General features: G+C 47.8%; 13 protein-coding genes. 6 read left to right on the top strand and 7 right to left on the bottom strand.

All coding sequences use genetic code 11. From position 1 onward, the window contains the following. Positions 1-23: 23 nt before the first annotated feature. The 3 genes from AC1DXC_RS19990 to AC1DXC_RS20000 all read right to left on the bottom strand — a co-directional run bounded on the left by AC1DXC_RS19990 (position 24) and on the right by AC1DXC_RS20000 (position 4,114). The gene (locus AC1DXC_RS19990; RefSeq protein WP_477460950.1) at positions 24-2,645 is read right to left on the bottom strand and encodes a PAS domain-containing protein; all 2,622 of its coding nucleotides are present in this window, start codon (positions 2,643-2,645) and stop codon (positions 24-26) included. A 359-nt stretch (positions 2,646-3,004) separates the two neighbouring features. After that, entirely contained in the window at positions 3,005-3,568 is a 564-nt protein-coding gene (locus AC1DXC_RS19995; protein WP_477460951.1) for a hypothetical protein, read from the bottom strand. A gap of 21 nt (positions 3,569-3,589) precedes the next feature. Then, positions 3,590-4,114, bottom strand: coding sequence for a DUF6702 family protein (locus AC1DXC_RS20000; protein WP_477460952.1), 525 nt, complete (start codon positions 4,112-4,114; stop codon positions 3,590-3,592). Between the two features lie 66 nt (positions 4,115-4,180). On the opposite strand from AC1DXC_RS20000, the gene AC1DXC_RS20005 reads away from it, so the two are divergent. Together AC1DXC_RS20005 and AC1DXC_RS20010 are read left to right on the top strand one after the other, a co-directional pair. Further along, positions 4,181-4,765 carry a HupE/UreJ family protein gene (locus AC1DXC_RS20005; protein ID WP_477460953.1) on the top strand — a complete coding sequence of 195 codons (585 nt, stop codon included), beginning with the start codon at positions 4,181-4,183 and terminating at the stop codon, positions 4,763-4,765. Between the two features lie 26 nt (positions 4,766-4,791). Continuing rightward, positions 4,792-7,197 carry a M1 family metallopeptidase gene (locus AC1DXC_RS20010; protein ID WP_477460954.1) on the top strand — a complete coding sequence of 802 codons (2,406 nt, stop codon included), beginning with the start codon at positions 4,792-4,794 and terminating at the stop codon, positions 7,195-7,197. 421 nt (positions 7,198-7,618) lie between these two features. Here AC1DXC_RS20010 and AC1DXC_RS20015 read toward each other — a convergent pair whose 3' ends face one another. Continuing rightward, the gene (locus AC1DXC_RS20015; protein WP_477460955.1) at positions 7,619-10,288 is read right to left on the bottom strand and encodes a T9SS type B sorting domain-containing protein; all 2,670 of its coding nucleotides are present in this window, start codon (positions 10,286-10,288) and stop codon (positions 7,619-7,621) included. Positions 10,289-10,480: 192 nt separating this feature from the next. Between AC1DXC_RS20015 and AC1DXC_RS20020 the strand changes: the two genes are divergently transcribed. The 4 genes from AC1DXC_RS20020 (at position 10,481) to AC1DXC_RS20035 (ending at position 13,612) form a co-directional block, all read left to right on the top strand. Continuing rightward, positions 10,481-11,311 carry an MBL fold metallo-hydrolase gene (locus AC1DXC_RS20020; protein ID WP_477460956.1) on the top strand — a complete coding sequence of 277 codons (831 nt, stop codon included), beginning with the start codon at positions 10,481-10,483 and terminating at the stop codon, positions 11,309-11,311. Positions 11,312-11,315: 4 nt separating this feature from the next. Then, positions 11,316-11,993 carry a pseudouridine synthase gene (locus tag AC1DXC_RS20025; RefSeq protein WP_477460957.1) on the top strand — a complete coding sequence of 226 codons (678 nt, stop codon included), beginning with the start codon at positions 11,316-11,318 and terminating at the stop codon, positions 11,991-11,993. A gap of 71 nt (positions 11,994-12,064) precedes the next feature. Beyond that, entirely contained in the window at positions 12,065-13,303 is a 1,239-nt protein-coding gene (gene fabF, locus AC1DXC_RS20030) for a beta-ketoacyl-ACP synthase II (RefSeq protein WP_477460958.1), read from the top strand. A gap of 12 nt (positions 13,304-13,315) precedes the next feature. Next, the gene (locus AC1DXC_RS20035; protein ID WP_477460959.1) at positions 13,316-13,612 is read left to right on the top strand and encodes a DUF1456 family protein; all 297 of its coding nucleotides are present in this window, start codon (positions 13,316-13,318) and stop codon (positions 13,610-13,612) included. Between the two features lie 94 nt (positions 13,613-13,706). On the opposite strand, the gene AC1DXC_RS20040 is transcribed toward AC1DXC_RS20035, so the two are convergent. From AC1DXC_RS20040 to AC1DXC_RS20050, 3 genes are all read right to left on the bottom strand, one after another. Continuing rightward, positions 13,707-14,282 carry a CAP domain-containing protein gene (locus AC1DXC_RS20040; protein WP_477460960.1) on the bottom strand — a complete coding sequence of 192 codons (576 nt, stop codon included), beginning with the start codon at positions 14,280-14,282 and terminating at the stop codon, positions 13,707-13,709. 120 nt (positions 14,283-14,402) lie between these two features. Beyond that, complete coding sequence (locus AC1DXC_RS20045; protein ID WP_477460961.1) at positions 14,403-15,185, bottom strand: hypothetical protein; 783 nt, start codon at positions 15,183-15,185, stop codon at positions 14,403-14,405. 221 nt (positions 15,186-15,406) lie between these two features. Continuing rightward, positions 15,407-16,345: a phosphatase PAP2 family protein gene (locus AC1DXC_RS20050; RefSeq protein WP_477460962.1), complete on the bottom strand. Its 939-nt coding sequence runs from the start codon at positions 16,343-16,345 to the stop codon at positions 15,407-15,409. Position 16,346 lies beyond the last annotated feature (1 nt).

The following is a 16,346-nucleotide window of genomic DNA, read 5'->3' on the forward strand; positions in this document are numbered from 1 at the left end:
AAACAGCTTTAGCCTATCGCCCGTTAAAGCTCAGGCTCCGTCGGTTTGCTTTTGCCGGGCTTAGGGTTGCCCTCGGCCATTTCCCAAAGTATTTCGTCCATCCGTTCCAATTCCGTTTCGATGTATCCTAACACCTGGCTATCTGAGGGGTTGGTACGTAGCATAGGGAAAAGCCCCATCAAATTTGCTAAAGGGCTCCTGATCAGGTGCGATTGCTTCCACGTCATCTCACGTATTTTTGCGATATGCGATTGTATGCTCTGGTAGGCTTTCTGTAGGTCTTGTTCCGCTTCTTTCCGTTCGGTAATATCGGTTATGGCCAATACCAGGCCGAGTATTTTATTGTCTTTATCAGCTATCGGGAACATCCTTACAAAATACCACAAGTGGCTATCGTTTGCCTGCGGGTAACTAACCTCGTAACTTATGGCGTTACCCTTAAAAACATCGCGCGTATATTCCAGGAATTGTAAACGCCTGTCATCCGGCATCAGATCATATATTTTCGCGTTACTGCCGGGTTCAAAATTGAACTCACTTTTTGCCAGTACCAGTGCCAGCTTGTTGTATTCTACTAAATCCAGGTCGGCATTTAGCAGTGCATAGGCGGTATCGGTATTACCTAAAATGGTTTGTAGGTTGGCTTCGCTTGCTTTAAGCGATTCTTCCGCCTTTATTTTTTCTGTAACATCGTTTGTTGATGAAAGCCTTACAAATTGCCCCTCGAATGTAATGTCCTGGGCAATGATGTTGACTAAAATTTCGGTTCCGTCTTTTTTAACATGCTCAATAACGCCAAAGTCGGTAGCTTCCCGGAGGTCTGCCTGATATCTCCCCATCAACGTGTCCCAATACCTAACCGGTCGCAATTTTTTAATATCCATGTGCAGCAGCTCTTCGGGCGTATAACCATATAATTTCGCGGCTGCGTTGTTGGCGGTTATCACCTTCATATCATCTTTAGCAACAATCCATAAAGGTAAAGGGCTGCTTTCAAAAAGTAATTTATATTTCTGCTCAGACCTCTTTAGCTCATCTTCAACCTTTTTGCGGTCGGTGATATCTATCATCGAGCCGATGAAGGTAGGCTCGCCTTCAAGCAAAGCGCGGCTCCCGTAAAATTCTATCCAGTTAGCGCTGCCATCTTTTCTTTTACACATTGCCTCATAATGCACACTGTCTACACCCTCTTCCCTTCGTAAATGGACCATTTCGAGTAGGCTTTGCCGGTACTCGGGGTGTATAAGCTTTTCAATAGGATCGGTGCCGATCAGTTCAGCCAACTCATAACCAAATACTTCGGCGAACCATGGGTTTACATATACTATTTTTCCGTTTTGAACAATGTATATCCCCACCATCGATTTTTCGGCAAGTGTGCGGAACTTTATTTCGGCTGTGCGCAATTCTGCTTCCATCAGTTTCCGCCGGGTAACGTCGCGGGCCACAACCAGTATCCTTTCGTCTACGAATTTCTTCAGGTTTATCTCCACATCTATTATATGGCCATCCTTCTTAATGATCTTTCTTTCCGCAATGATCGATTTTCCCGGTTCCAGGCCTGTGTAGACCAATGGATAGTTTTGCAATATTTCGGCATTTAGTAGCGAAGTGATGTTCATTTGCAGCAATTCTTCGCGACTGTAGCCCGTCATATTACATAGGCTGTCGTTCACATCCATAAAATCGCCCGCATTGCTTAATACATATATCGCATCCGAAGCATGTTCGAACAGCGAGCGATACCTTTCTTCGCTTTTTTGCAATTCGGTATTTAAATCCTTAAGCCTTGCAGAGCGCTCTTCAACCTTTATTTCGAGGCCTGCATTTATATCTCTTATTGCCTGTTCGGCTTTTGAGCGTTCGCCGTCTACTTTGTTCAGCCAGTTTGCCGTTATCCATATCATCACCAGGCTGGTTGCTAAAAGGCTGATGGCCAATAGTGATATGCCGATTTCGGGCGGAAGGATATGGAAGCGCTCGCTTTGGATACGCAGGGAGCCAAAAAAGATAAGCACCAGCATTAAAGTGATAAAATGCCGCCGCGCCATGCGGTTGCCTACACCCGGCCCTGTAAATAGCCTGGCAATACCAAGGTGGGGGTTCAAACGCGCAGCTGCCAGCGATAGCATAAACAGCAAAATAGCTGTATGGATAGCCATGGAGCTTGCATAGGATAGATTGTACAGTAACGACACGCCATAAACATACCCCATTATGGCAGCGCCTGAGATTGCCGTAACGATATGCAGCAGGTATTGGAAAACGACATGGAATTTGCCCGGACGGGTACTTACTCCCAGCAAACCCGAACCCAGCAACAGAAAACTCGCAGCGGTGTTATTAGCCATGCGGCCGGAGGGTGGCAAGCCGGCAATTGCCGACTGATGATCGTTAACCAATAGCTGGTCAATATGGGCATCGAAATGTAAAAGATTTTGCAATAACGTAATACCGCCAATAAGGCTTACCATTATCAGCAGCATGCGGTAGGTAATATCAGCCCTTTTACTTTGCTGCGTGCTTCGTAAAGCTAGTGCCGCCCCCAGCAAAACAAAGCATATGGCGGTATTCGCCTTCATGGTAACAAGGCCGGGGATTACGCTTTTCAGATTTTCTATGCCGAAAAACCACCCTATAAGCACAGTTATTCCCGTAAGGACTGAGAACAGGCCAATTCGTTTATTTGCTTTATTGGGTAAAAAACGACTATCGGGTAATGGCTTATAATTCTGAAGCAACTGCAACCAGGTTTATTTTAAATAAATGTAGAACTAATCGTTGTAATGCTGTATAACAAATTTGTGATATAATTTATGCGGATGCATGCTGTATTTACAAGGATACCAAGGGCAATAGCCACCGCAGCAGCAACCTGGAGCAGAAGGAGCGGCGTTCGTTGTTTATTGTTGCCTGAATCAGCGTTTTCAGGATTTGAGAATTTTCAGGATGATTGCGATAGAGTTTGGACACTTAATCTGAAGCAAGATTATAGAATGTCTTATTACACCAATGAGAAAGCTTGTTCTTCTAAATAGGCAGCTCCGCGTAAAACGCCGTAAGTCCCTAATCTTTTTACCGAAAGTTTTTTGTCTAATAGATATTTTAGTTGGTTAGACGTTCTTTGAACTGCCGTCCAATCCCACGATTCTACATTTCCCTTGATGGGGTTGGTGCTTTCCGACTTTAAAGCTCCCTTTTGATTCCAATGCCCTATGTGTGAATGCTTAAGGGTTTTGCCACTTACCCCTCCTAAATAGAGCTGCATAAGCCCCCATCCTTCTGTCGAAAATCTAAAAGTATGTCCTTTACAATATTTCGGGTTCAGTTCTATTTTTCTAAAATTCGGCTCCCCATTAAACCGCGGCGACCATAATTGAAAGTGAATCGCAGACGGCTCTTCATTTTTTAAGTCGAAACAAGAAGTGATATCACTTAGCGATTTGTAATTTTTTACAGTTTCTCCCAAGCGGGAATATAAATCGAAGATTTGTAAATCGGTTTCCTCAAGAATATAAGTTAAAATGGCAACTTTATCCGATTCGTCCGCAAAGAAATCGTATGTCATTTAGGGCTTAACTATGTATTATTAAAAGTCCTGACTTACTTTCCGCGCCGGGCTATCCAACTTGGCGCTCTTGCGTATGCCGCCTACTGTCATGTGTACAATGTTCAGCTGGTCGTCGTAAAGGTTCTGTAGCAGGCTTACGTCGGCATCAATTTTTTTGGGTGTGGCAATCTTGCCCGATTCCAGGTAAACATTCACCGCTTCTTTATTGATCTCGTAGCCGAGGTAACTCAAAGGCAGGGCGGCTCCGCCGGTGCGAACCTGTAGGTGGGCGGCGGCATATTTCTTTACCAGGTCGTCCATAGCGGCGTGCATATCGGGTTTGGTCAAATCGGTACGGGTGTTGAATTGCTTTGTAAGCGCAAGTTCGAAATCGTCGGTAAAAATGGTTAGGATAACCTCCATCTGGCTGTCTTTGGCGTTGTAGCTGATATCTGATGTGCTTACGTGCAGCGGGTGGAAAGCTGCGGTAGTGGGCTTATCAACCCAAAAAGTACCCAGTAAAATGTAACAATATAATAGCGGTTTGGCCAATAAAGCAGTCATAACAGTCCCTGGTTTTATTTATAATTAAAACCTGCTAAATTTACGGTTTCAACGCCTGTTTATTGCATGTCTGATTTTGTTTTTTATTTCGGGTTAGGATGGAAGCATATCATTAGCCCGGATGCGTTGGATCATCAGCTGTTTATTTTAGCGCTGGCGGCGGTGTACACGTTCAAAAACATCAGGCAAGTGTTGATACTGGTTACCGCCTTTACCATTGGCCATAGCTTAACATTAGCCCTCAGTGTGCTTGATGTGATACGCTTCAGCAACAAATGGGTTGAATTTTTGATACCCTGCACCATTTTTATAACCGCCCTCAACAATATCCTGCGGGTTGATAAAAAGGAGGGGAGCGCAAAGGTAAATTACTACCTGGCGCTGGGTTTCGGGTTGATACATGGCATGGGCTTCGCCAACAGCATCCGCATCATGCTGGCGCAGGATCAGGGCGTAGGCATGGGGCTTTTCGGGTTCAATATCGGGCTGGAAGCCGGGCAGATCGTAGTGGTAGCCATCATCCTTGTGCTGGGCTGGCTGTTCATGAATTTATTGCGGGTGCGGCGGCGCGACTGGGTATTTTTTATATCTTCGGGTGTGTTTGCACTGGCTATAAAAATGGCGGTGGAAAGGCTCCCATTTTTGCATTGAAAACTTTTTTTAACTTAAACAGATATATGAAGCGGATCTTTACAGGGATTTTATTCGTGATTGGCACCGTTGGAGCATCCTTTGCACAGGATATCCAGAACAACCCGGGCAGTAATCACGGCAACAAATTCGAGCAGTTGGGTACTATTCTCAACACGCCGAACGAACAACGCACGGCCAGCGGCGCGCCGGGCGTAAAATATTGGCAGCAGCGTGCCGATTACAATATCAAATGCGAACTTGACGAGAAGAACCTGACGCTCAAGGGCAGCGAAACGGTTACTTATTTCAACAACTCGCCCGATGTGCTTACCTACATTTGGCTGCAACTGGACGAGAACGAGCACAGCTCGGTTAACAACGCCGGCTATCAGGCCAGTTCTACTATGCCTAAGCAAACCACGCTGCAGGGACTCGACCGCACCATCGTGCGCAACGGCGATGCGGATAACGGCCTGGGTGATATCATTACCAAACTAACCGATGGTACGGGCAAAAAACTGGCCTACACCATCAACAAAACCATGATGCGTATAGAGCTGCCTGTTCCGTTGAAATCGGGTCAGCAGTTTATATTCAACATCGACTGGAACTACAAGATAACCGACCGTATGACCGTTGGTGGCCGTGGCGGTTATGAATTTTTCCCCGGCGATGGCAATTACCTGTTCACCATGACACAGTGGTACCCACGCCTTTGCGTGTACAGCGATTTCCAGGGATGGCAAAACCATCAGTTCACCGGCCGTGGCGAGTTTGCGCTTACCTTCGGTAACTTTCACGTGCAGATGACCGTACCTGCGGATCACGTGATAGGTGCAACCGGCGAGTGCTTAAACTACGCGGCTGTTTTAAGCCCGGCTAAGCTTGCCCTTTACAATAAAGCAAAAACATCAACCAAACCAGTAGAGATAGTAACCCTTGCCGATGCTAAGAAAGCCGAAGGCGCACCATCTGCCGCCAAGAAAACCTGGGTGTTCCAGGCCAACAACGTGCGCGATTTTGCATGGGGGTCTTCACGTAAATTCATATGGGATGCCATGGGCCAAAATGTTGCCGGCAAACCGGTGATGTGCATGAGCTTCTACGGCAAAGAGGCCTACAACCTATACAGCAAATACTCTACAAGGTTGGTGGCGCATACCATCAAAAGCTACTCTAGCTTCAGCATCAACTACCCTTACCCGGTTGCACAAAGCGTAGAAGCATCAAACGGTATGGAGTACCCGATGATCTGCTTCAACTACGGCCGTACCGAAAAGGACGGCACCTATAGCGAAAGCACCAAAAACGGCATGATTGGCGTTATCATCCACGAGGTTGGGCACAACTTCTTCCCGATGATTGTAAACAGCGACGAGCGCCAGTGGAGCTGGATGGACGAGGGCCTCAACTCTTTCGTGGAGTACCTTACCGAAGAACTTTGGGACAATAAATTCCCGAGCAAAAAAGGTGCGGCATACACCATCGTTGATTACATGAAACTGCCTAAGAATGAATTGGAGCCTATCATGAGCAACTCCGAGAACATCGTGCGCTTCGGGCCGAATGCTTATACCAAACCGGCTACTGGCCTCAACATCCTGCGCGAAACCATCATGGGCCGCAAGCTGTTCGATTATGCCTTTAAAGAATACGCGAAACGCTGGGCATTCAAACACCCAACCCCTGCCGATTTGTTCCGCACCATGGAAGATGCCAGTGGCGAGGACCTGGATTGGTTCTGGAGAGGTTGGTTCTACGGAACCGACCCTGTGGACATCTCTTTAGATTCGGTAAAAGTTGGCAAAGCCGATTTGAAAGACACTTACACCATGCCACGTGGCCCATCGACAACTGCGAAAGTTGCAGGCCCTGCGGTAAACAGTTTCGAGGACATCTCCAAGATACGCAACCGTACCGATAAAAGCATCGTTTTCCAAACAGATAGGGATACCGCTACGCACGATTTCTACTGGAAATATGCACGTGGCCTGGCTGGTGTGGATACGCTTAAATTTTCTAACCTGATAAAAGCACAAACCCCGCCGGTGTTCGAAACCGACATCCCAACCACGGATGACAAAGCGAAGTATGGCTCTAAATATGCTTACCAGCTAAATTTTAGCAATAAAGGTGGCTTGGTGATGCCTATCATCGTAGAGTTTAAGTTTACAGATGGTACAACGTTTACCGACCGTATCCCTGTACAAATCTGGCGTTTGAACGAGAAGAACTGCAGTAAATTCTACGTGCTGGATAAGGAAGTAGCATCTATCAAGTTAGACCCTATGCGCGAAACTGCCGATATCGACGAAACCAACAATTTCTGGGGCAAAAGCGGCGAGCCGACTAAATTCCAGGTGTTTAAACAAAAGATGGGCGCTAACGGCCCTGTACGTGGCCAATCTACCGGCGTAAACCCAATGCAGGTAGCTACAGGCAGCAAGTAAAAGAAAAAGGCATTCGGCCCCCCGACCGAATATATATAAAACCAACAGCCGGCTAAGGAATTAGTCGGCTGTTTTTTGTTTGTGGTATTTCCAGTTTTGTTTTATAGAAATTCCGGACAAATCCGATGAAATTGGGTTGACTCGAGCGACGTTTAGGTGCCGGTTTTTTGTTCCCGCAGCGGGCTTAAACTTCCCATGATACCATTAAAAATCTGCGTTTTTCGGCGTTTTTCTTAGCTTTTCTGTGTTTTTACTGAAAATCCTAAAAAGGCCTTTTTTGGCGCGCAGTGGCCGTTTTTGGCTAAAAGCCGCGTTTTCGGGTCGCAAATAATTTCCAGCTTTTTCCAATTTTTGAGCTCTTTTTCGCTATGGTTTTCCAGGAAATTCTAGCTTGTCTGACGTGGCGAAGGTCTCTGGGCGCTTACCTCAGTATCGTCACATTTCCGCTCAACGCAATCTGCCCGTCGCCGGGGTCAATCACATAATAATATACGCCGGCAGGCAAAAGCTTACCCCCGAAGGTGCCATCCCATACTTTGCTATACCCTCGGGAAAGGATAATTTCTGTACCATTACGGTTAAAGACGCGCACGGTGCAGTTGGGGTACGATGCCAGTGCAGGTATCTTCCAGGTGTCGTTTATGCCATCGCCATTTGGGGTGAAGGTGTTAGGTGGTACTATGCTCAGCGGCGCCATCGAAACCTGCATGGTAATGGTGTTGCTGGTTACCGGCGATACGCAACGTTGGGTAAATGTGACGGTGCAGTTAACGTTATCCTGGTTATGCAAATCCGCTGTGCTGAATGTGAGCGAGTTCGTGCCAACGTCAATGCCATTTACATGCCACTGATAGCTTAGAGGGGTGCCGCTTGTGCTGGCGGTGAATTGTACGATAGCGTGTTCGTATATTTTCGTGGTGGGCGTAGTTATGCTTACCGTTGGCGCGGGTATTTGCGTATCGTAAGCATTCACGGTTAATACTCTGGATACCGTCTGCGAATCGTAATATAAGGGCGTGCCGCTTTGAACCGCCCTGATGTAAGTACTGCCCGGCCCCACAATATGCACCACGCCCGACTGGTCTACAGAGGCCACTTCCGGCTTGGTGCTGGTATATATAATTGGCGTTGCGGTATTGGTGCTGGTGCCTGCAACCGAAAAATCAGCATCGCACAAGGTTTTTTCTGCTATAGATGGGAACTGCATCGTGGGCCCGATTTTGGTGATGCGGAGCGTATGCTGAACAGACGCGGCCGGCAAATAGCTATCGTTACCCGCCTGGCTGGCCGTGACGATGGTTTCGCCCGCGCTTAAGATATGCAGCGTATTATCGGCATTGATGGTGGCTACAGCCGGGTTGCTGCTGGTGAGTACTAACGGTGTTTCCGTTTGCTGACTGGTAACCTGCGGGTCTAAATTATGGTCATGTTCATCCCAAACAGCGGGTGATGCAAAATCAGGGAACGTGATAATGTTCGGTATCTTGTTCTCGTTGGGCACCACTTTTAGTTTCAATATCGTAGTGCTTTTGCCGCCGCTGTTATAAGCGGTAATGGTGTAAGGTGTTTCGGGCGAAAGTGCGGTTGGCGTACCGCTGATTTGCCCCGTACCGGTGTCGAAGGTTAAACCTACAGGTAACGCCCTGTCTATCGTATATCTGTCGAAGGATATGGTTTGGATATAGTTGCTGCCGCTGGCTACGTAAATGAGGCCCTCCTTATCGAAAGTAAGGCTGTAAGGCACCTCCATATAGGTTTTGGTGCCGGTGGCATCCATCAGGCTAACTGTAAAAAGGTTGTTATCTTTATCTATCCGCCGCAAAATAGCGTTCCCTTCGTTGGCGGCGTTGTTGCCCAGGTCTAGTATATAAATATCGCCTGCGGCATTTACGCCTACCGCGCTTGCACTGCCAAAGCTGCCCGATAAAGCAGGTCCGTTTGCCACTGTACGTTGCCCATTGCCCGCAACGGTGCTCACCAACCCGCCGGGTGTCATTTTTCGTAAGGTAAGGTAATCGGCTATCAGGAAATTGCCGTTGGTGAATACGATATCCTGTGGGTTAACGAAAGATGCGAGCGTACCCTGTCCGTCGGCAGCTGCGCGATTGCTGTTGCCTGCAATGGTGGTAACGGCACCCGCAAGCGTTACTTTTCTGATAAGCCTGTTCCCCTGGTCTACAGCGTAAATATTGTCCTGGCTATCCATAGTGAGGCTAAATACACCATCGAAACGCGCTGTAGTTCCGTTACCGTCTACGTTGCCGGGTACAGAACTGCCGGCGAGGGTGGAGGTAATACCCGCAGACGTTACTTTGCGGATAGAATAGGTATCGGCCACATAGGCATTCCCGGCTTTGTCGGTAACCACGCCTCTGGGCCCCTGCAATTGCGAGGTGCCATACGCACCATTGGCGTAGCCCGGCCCGGCAAATCCGGTAGTGGTAATGAAATGGCCGTCGGGCATCATCTTACGCAGGGCATAGTTATTGAAATCGGTAACGAAGAAATTGCCTGAGGCATCTATGGCCACCTTGATTGGTGTATCAAACTCAGTTGCGTCTTTTTGGCCGTTGTTACGGCCGGGGTGCCCTGTGCCGGCAAAATTCAGCAGCAAACCGTTAGAATAGCGCAGCACATCGCCACCCTTATTTTCGGGCAGGATGGGTGCTGCGGGCGTTTTCAGGTAGAGCGTTTGCGGTGTAGCGTAACTGATGACGGGCGGGGCGGCTATAAATAAAACCTCGTCGCTTATTTTGATATTGAGCGTTGCCTGGCTTGGGCCGGCTGCGTTCCTTGCTGTAATGGTATAAACCGTGGCAGGCGATAGCGCGGTGGGCGTACCGCTGATAACGCCGGTATTGGGGTTAAGCATAAGCCCGGCAGGCAGCGGCTTATCTATGCTATAGCCGTTAGGCTCCACCGCGCCACCCTTTTGCTCGGGTACAAGCGGCGTTATAGGCGCATTTATGGTATATATTTTTGGCGATGCATAACTAATTATGGGTAAGTCTATTGTCCTTGCCGTAGCGACTGCGATGCGGGAATGAGGGGCCGGGTATGCCGATTCCGGGGCATGCGCAAAAGATGCCATCGCGCAGCATGCAGAAAGTGAAAAGCTTTTAATAAACTTTTTTATCATCATATGCAGTAACAGGGTCGCCCGGCTTCAATTATAATTGGGATACCAAATTACCCTTTTTTGCTAAAGGTTTATACTAAAAGTTAATAAATACACTACTCCAAAGCTTTCTAATCCCCGCCAAAATGTTTTATTTTGTAAGCTATGCCGGTTTTTATAGCATCATTGAATTCGGGGAGTAACGGCAATTGCTATTACGTGGGCAACGAGCGCGAAGCCGTGCTGATAGATGCAGGCATATCCTGCCGCGAAACCGAGCGGCGTATGGCGAGGCTTGGGCTTTCCATGCAAAAAGTAAGGGCCATCTTCATCTCGCACGAACATTCAGACCATATACGCGGCCTGGGCGTGCTGTCGCGCAAATACCGCATACCCGTTTATGTTACTCATAGCACGTCGGGTTATTGTGGCGATGTACCCGCCGAGCTTTGCATCGCGTTAAAGGGTTATACGCCGGTTGCTATCGGCAGCCTGCAGGTGAGCGCATTCCCCAAGCATCACGATGCTATCGACCCGCATAGTTTCCTGGTTACCGATGGCGATATCCGTATAGGCATATTTACCGATATCGGTGCGCCCTGCGAGCATTTGATCAAACACTTTAACCAGTGCCACGCCGCATTTTTAGAGGCCAATTACGATGAGGCCATGCTGGAGGCCGGCCGTTATCCATACCATCTTAAAAAGCGCATCCGTGGGGGCAAGGGGCATTTATCCAACCGGCAGGCCCTGCAGCTTTTTATAGACCATAAGCCGCATTATATGAGCCATTTGCTGCTGGCCCACCTCTCCAAAGATAATAACGACCCCGAACTGGCCCTGCAACTCTTTCTGCAGCATGCCGGCAATACCAACGTAAGCGTTGCTTCACGTTATAACGAAAGCGAAGTATATACCATCTATCCCGAGGGCGCGCCTATAGCCCAGCAGTTAGCGATTAACCAAATTACCGGGCAGTTTCAGTTTGTCCTATAACCCGATGCTTGATATACTTTACCAGGACGATTACCTCATAGCCATCAACAAGCCGCATGGCCTGTTGGTGCACCGCTCATCTATAGCCGCCGATGCCGAAGAATTTGCCTTGCAACTACTGCGCGACCAAACCGGCAAAAAGGTAAACCCGGCGCACCGTATAGACCGCAAAACGGGCGGCGTATTGCTGTTTGCCTTTGATAAGCCAACAGAAATTGCCATGCAGCAAGCCTTTATGGAAAATCGCGTAAGCAAAAAATATTTAGCCATAGTGCGTGGCTACACGCCGGATGAGTTGGAGATTGATTACCCACTGCGCAAGGAGAACGGCACGCTGCAGGATGCGCTCACCCGTTTTAGTACGTTAAAACGCGCCGAATTGGGTGTGCCGTTGGGCAAGCACCCCACCTCAAGATATTCGTTGGTTGAGGCAACGCCACAGACCGGCCGCATGCACCAATTGCGCAAGCATTTTGCGCACATTTTCCACCCCATTATAGGCGACCGCACGCATGGATGCAACAAGCAAAACAAGCTGTTCAAAGATAAATGGGAAATGGAGACCATGCTGCTGCATGCGGCTCAGCTGAGCTTTGTACACCCCATAACTGGCGCGGAAGTTGTAATAGATGCACCGTTACAGCCGGGATTTGCGGCGGCCATGGCAATAATGGGTTGGTGAAAAAATTACAAAATAATAAATATTACTGTAGTACTTTTGCGCTACTAAAATTTAAACGGTTATTTTAATTGATGAAAAGAGTTGTTGTTACCGGCCTTGGGGTTTTTTCTGCTACAGGTACGGATATTGCCGGGTTCTGGAATAATATTGTTGAGGGTAATAGCCCCGCCAAAGAGATTACCCGGTTTAACCCGGAAAAGTTCAAAACGCGCTTTGCTACCCAGATAGCCGATTTTAATCCCGCCCAATACCTCGATAGGAACGAAATAAAACGCAGCGACCTGTACACGCAATATGCCCTCATCGCTGCCGACCAGGCGATCGCCGATGCAGGAATCGATGTAAATGCACTATCGCCATTCGATATCGGCGTGATATTCGGTACGGCGCAGGGCGGTATGGATACCTTCGAGCATCAGTATAAAGAGTTTGCTGCCAAAAACTTCGAGCCACATTTCAACCCTTTCTTTATCCCAAAAACGCTGGTGAATATGGCCGCAGGGCTAATATCCATTAAGCATGGTTTTATGGGCGTCAACTTTTCTACGGCTTCGGCCTGCGCAAGCGCCAATACAGCTATAATGGATGCCTTTAATTATATCAAATTCGGTAAGGCCAAGGTTATCGTTACCGGTGGTTCTGATGCGCCTATCAGCGAGGCATCTATCGGTGGGTATAATTCCTTAAAAGCCTTATCTACCCGCAATGCAGAGCCAACCAAGGCATCACGCCCCTTCGATGTAGAGCGCGATGGTTTCGTAATGGGCGAAGGTGCAGGCGTTTTGATTTTGGAAGAATATGAACACGCTAAAGCCCGCGGTGCGCATATCTATGCCGAAGTGGGGGGCGCAGCCATGACCTCGGATGCCTACCACATCACCGCCACGCATCCCGAAGGTAAAGGCGCGATAAAGGCTATGCAATTAGCGCTGGAAGATGCCGGACTCAATACAAGCGACATCGGCTTCGTAAACGCGCACGCTACATCTACGCCGGTAGGCGATATCAGCGAAGCAAAAGCTATCAAAGCCGTATTTGACGGGCACAACGGATTGCACGTAAGCGCAACCAAATCTGTAACCGGGCACTTGTTGGGTGCAGCAGGCGCGGTAGAGGCCATCATCAGCATAAAAGCGATTATAGAAGGCATAGTGCCGCCAACCATCAACACCCAAACCATCGACCCGGAGATACCGCAGGGGCTGAATATCGTGATAAACGAAGCCATTGAAAAACGCGTAGATGCCGCTTTAAGCAATACCTTTGGTTTCGGTGGGCATAATGGCGTGGTAGTATTTAAAAAAATTTAAAAAGAAAAGGATATGAGCAATAACGATGTAATGAAGAAACTCCGCGTGGCCCTTTCGCTGCGCGACGATGATATTATTGAGATATTGAAGCTCGCTAATTTTCGTACCACCAAAACCGAGCTGAGCGCTATCTTCCGTGCCGAGGATCATCCAAACTTCCAGCCTTGCAAGGATCAGTTACTGCGCAATTTTTTGAATGGCCTGGTAATTTACAAACGCGGCCCAAGGCCCGATAACCGCGAGAAGAATAAAGAAGCTGCGGCTAACGCGAAACCTACCGAAGGAAAACAGGGCGAAGACAAACCTTAATCAAAAATATCGAACACCGAATGCCCAACATCTAATGATGAAAGGGAAGTCCTTCGATATTGGGAGTTCGGAATTCATTATTCGATATTTATCACTAATGCTTATCCCCGTCTTTAGGTATTAAACGATACTTGCCCGATTTGATCATCTTTTGTTCCTGGGGCGAGAAGGGTACGCGGCCGCCAAAATCCTGCACCCAATAATGCTCGGTTTCGGCAATGCCTATTTCTTTGAAACGCGGCTCCATCAGGTTTTGGCAATGCCCCTCGCTTTTGAACCAGCCCGCCATCACTTCGGCAATGGTGCTTTGGCCCATGGCAATGTTTTCGCCCACCATAAAATTTTTGTAACCTTTGAAAAAGTAGCCTGCAAAAACAATGCGGTCGCTCATGCTGCGGCCATCTTTGCTGGTATGATCAAAGTATTCGCGGTTTGCCATATCGTCGGCATGGCCTTGCGCGGCTTTCTCCAAATTATCGTTCCAGATTAACGGAGCGGCTGCCGGGTACCACTTGCCGCCGCAATTGCAGCCTTTGGTGCGCGTTTTATTAATCAGCCTTAAAAATTCCCGCTTAAAATTTGCGTCGCGGTTCTTAAATCCGGTATAGGTAAAGCCGCATACCAGCAGTACGCCCAAAACTAACAATGCGCTAAAAAAATGCTTTCTCATTAACAGGTACAGACGCGCTTAAGGGTCTGTGGTTTAACCTAACGCAAAATAGGGGAGCTTATTTTTTACGCCGCCGGCTGCGGATCCAAAATATCAATAGTGCGGCTACAAGCGCAACGGCTATAAAGATGCCACCGCTTTTTTTGGAGATGCCTTTTTGGCTTTCGCCGGCTTCCTGGCTACCGTTATCACTGCTTTTTTTTTTATTGCCGAGTCTATCGTTCGGGTGCCGATGGTGTCTCGTGCAAAGCGTTGGATGGCCAGCATCTTTGCCGCTTCGTCGCGCTTAAGGCTATCCAGTATAACATCGGCGCGTTTAAAAGCGACGGCTCCTTTGGCCGGGTTATCCATTCGGTTATATAAAAAGCCGTAGTTTTTTTGCACGGTTGCTTCCCATCGTGGCATGTGGCCGGCTATGGATAGGGAGAGGGCTTCGTTAAGATCGCGCATGGCGAGGGAGAAATCCTTAATCTCCATTTTTACCATCGAAAGCTTTACCAGCGAGGTAATAACGTTAAGCGTATCATTTTTGATACGCGATATGCTGTTAGATTGCAGGATGAACCATTTGGCCTGGCTGAACTTGCGCTGTGAAAAATACACTTTTGCCAGGTTATCGAAACTCACCCGCAAGCCCAAAGAATCGTTATAGCGACTGTAATAATGCAGGGCCTGCATGGTATAATTGAGTGCTTCTGTTTGGTACAGGGTACGTTTGCGACGGTTGGCAATGGTATCGTACTTAAGGTAAACATTGGCTAACAGGGTGTAAATAGGCGCTTTGCACGAATCGGCAGTAACCTGCAATTCCTGCTTCAAGGTATCGGGGCTCACCTGCTGCTGCGCGGCTTGCACCTTAATTGCGGCTGATATCAATAAAATAAGGAAAACGATTTTCTTCATCCGCTGGCTGATAGATTTTTTGCTGAATGCTACCCAAATAGCATGCCCCAAATGGGCATTGCAGGTAACTAAAGTGCAGATACCAGGCCTTTTTTATTCGGTAGATTATAAGTGCCTGATATATAACTCAAAAATGGACAAAATATATTAATTAAAGCCAGGCTATATATAAATAATATGAAATAGAAGTAGCTAATACGATACAATAAAGTCCGCAGCGTTTATTGTATCAGTTTTTCGTAGTTGAGGAGCGACCTCTTAAGCCAGGCCGAGTGCGAAAGGATAAGGTTGAAGAGCAGTATCCCCAGGCTGGCACAGGTAATACCGGCCAAAACATCAAGCACGTAATGATGGCTGGCATAAACTGCCGTAAACCATATCCCTACCGTTACCGTTGCAAAGAATATATTGATGGCGCCCAGGCGGTTCTTGATGCCGTAATACAATACGATAACCGGGTAGGAGGAGTGCAACGATGGCATGGCCGCAAACACGTTTGAACCCTTAGCATAAATAGACTTGAATACAGTTACGTTGAAATACTTATCGAACCGGGCCAGCCCTGCGGTATTGCCCTGCGTAAGCGGGTGGAAGTTGAAGCCGTGTACCTGTATATACCATGGCGGCGCGGCGGGGTAGGTGTAATACACCACAAAGCCCAGCAGGTTTACCACCACGAAGGTTAAAGAGAAATATAAAAACTGCTGCTTGTTGCGGAAGAAAAGGTACGCCGCAAAGCCCAGCGGCACGGGTATCCAGCACAGGTAAAATACACCGGCAATAATATCGGTGAAGGTATTGCTTTTAAGCAATAGGTATTCGTTTGGCGTGAGGATAGTGTTATTGTAACGGATGCCGAAAAGGCTTTTTTCGGCGTTGTAAAGGTGGCCTATGGCTACAGGGTTGTAGTTGTAGTTGGGGAAAGCCTTCATGTAATCGAAGATTATCCAGTACACGATGAAGATGGAAAAGCCTAAAATAAACTTGCGCGTGATAACCGATGCGTAGAAAAGCACATTAAAGATACCGATCAGCACCAACTGATCTGACTTGAAGCCAAGCAGCAAACACGATAAAATCAAATACAATAACGACAGGCCCGATACAATACTGATACTTTTCTGATTGATCTGGACGCCGTTATCAACAGCATTAGCCATC

This window comes from Mucilaginibacter sp. P2_D11 (assembly GCF_056404435.1).

Excerpts from the sequence above, each read along its gene's own strand:
- fabF (WP_477460958.1), top strand. The coding sequence starts at position 12,065 with ATGAAAAGAGTTGTTGTTACCGGCCTTGGGGTTTTTTCTGCTACAGGT.
- AC1DXC_RS20015 (WP_477460955.1), bottom strand. The coding sequence starts at position 10,288 with ATGGCATCTTTTGCGCATGCCCCGGAATCGGCATACCCGGCCCCTCAT.
- AC1DXC_RS20045 (WP_477460961.1), bottom strand. The coding sequence starts at position 15,185 with ATGAAGAAAATCGTTTTCCTTATTTTATTGATATCAGCCGCAATTAAG.
- AC1DXC_RS20020 (WP_477460956.1), top strand. The coding sequence starts at position 10,481 with ATGCCGGTTTTTATAGCATCATTGAATTCGGGGAGTAACGGCAATTGC.
- AC1DXC_RS19995 (WP_477460951.1), bottom strand. The coding sequence starts at position 3,568 with ATGACATACGATTTCTTTGCGGACGAATCGGATAAAGTTGCCATTTTA.
- AC1DXC_RS20035 (WP_477460959.1), top strand. The coding sequence starts at position 13,316 with ATGAGCAATAACGATGTAATGAAGAAACTCCGCGTGGCCCTTTCGCTG.
- AC1DXC_RS20010 (WP_477460954.1), top strand. The coding sequence starts at position 4,792 with ATGAAGCGGATCTTTACAGGGATTTTATTCGTGATTGGCACCGTTGGA.
- AC1DXC_RS20025 (WP_477460957.1), top strand. The coding sequence starts at position 11,316 with ATGCTTGATATACTTTACCAGGACGATTACCTCATAGCCATCAACAAG.
- AC1DXC_RS20005 (WP_477460953.1), top strand. The coding sequence starts at position 4,181 with ATGTCTGATTTTGTTTTTTATTTCGGGTTAGGATGGAAGCATATCATT.
- AC1DXC_RS20000 (WP_477460952.1), bottom strand. The coding sequence starts at position 4,114 with ATGACTGCTTTATTGGCCAAACCGCTATTATATTGTTACATTTTACTG.
- AC1DXC_RS20050 (WP_477460962.1), bottom strand. The coding sequence starts at position 16,345 with ATGGCTAATGCTGTTGATAACGGCGTCCAGATCAATCAGAAAAGTATC.
- AC1DXC_RS20040 (WP_477460960.1), bottom strand. The coding sequence starts at position 14,282 with ATGAGAAAGCATTTTTTTAGCGCATTGTTAGTTTTGGGCGTACTGCTG.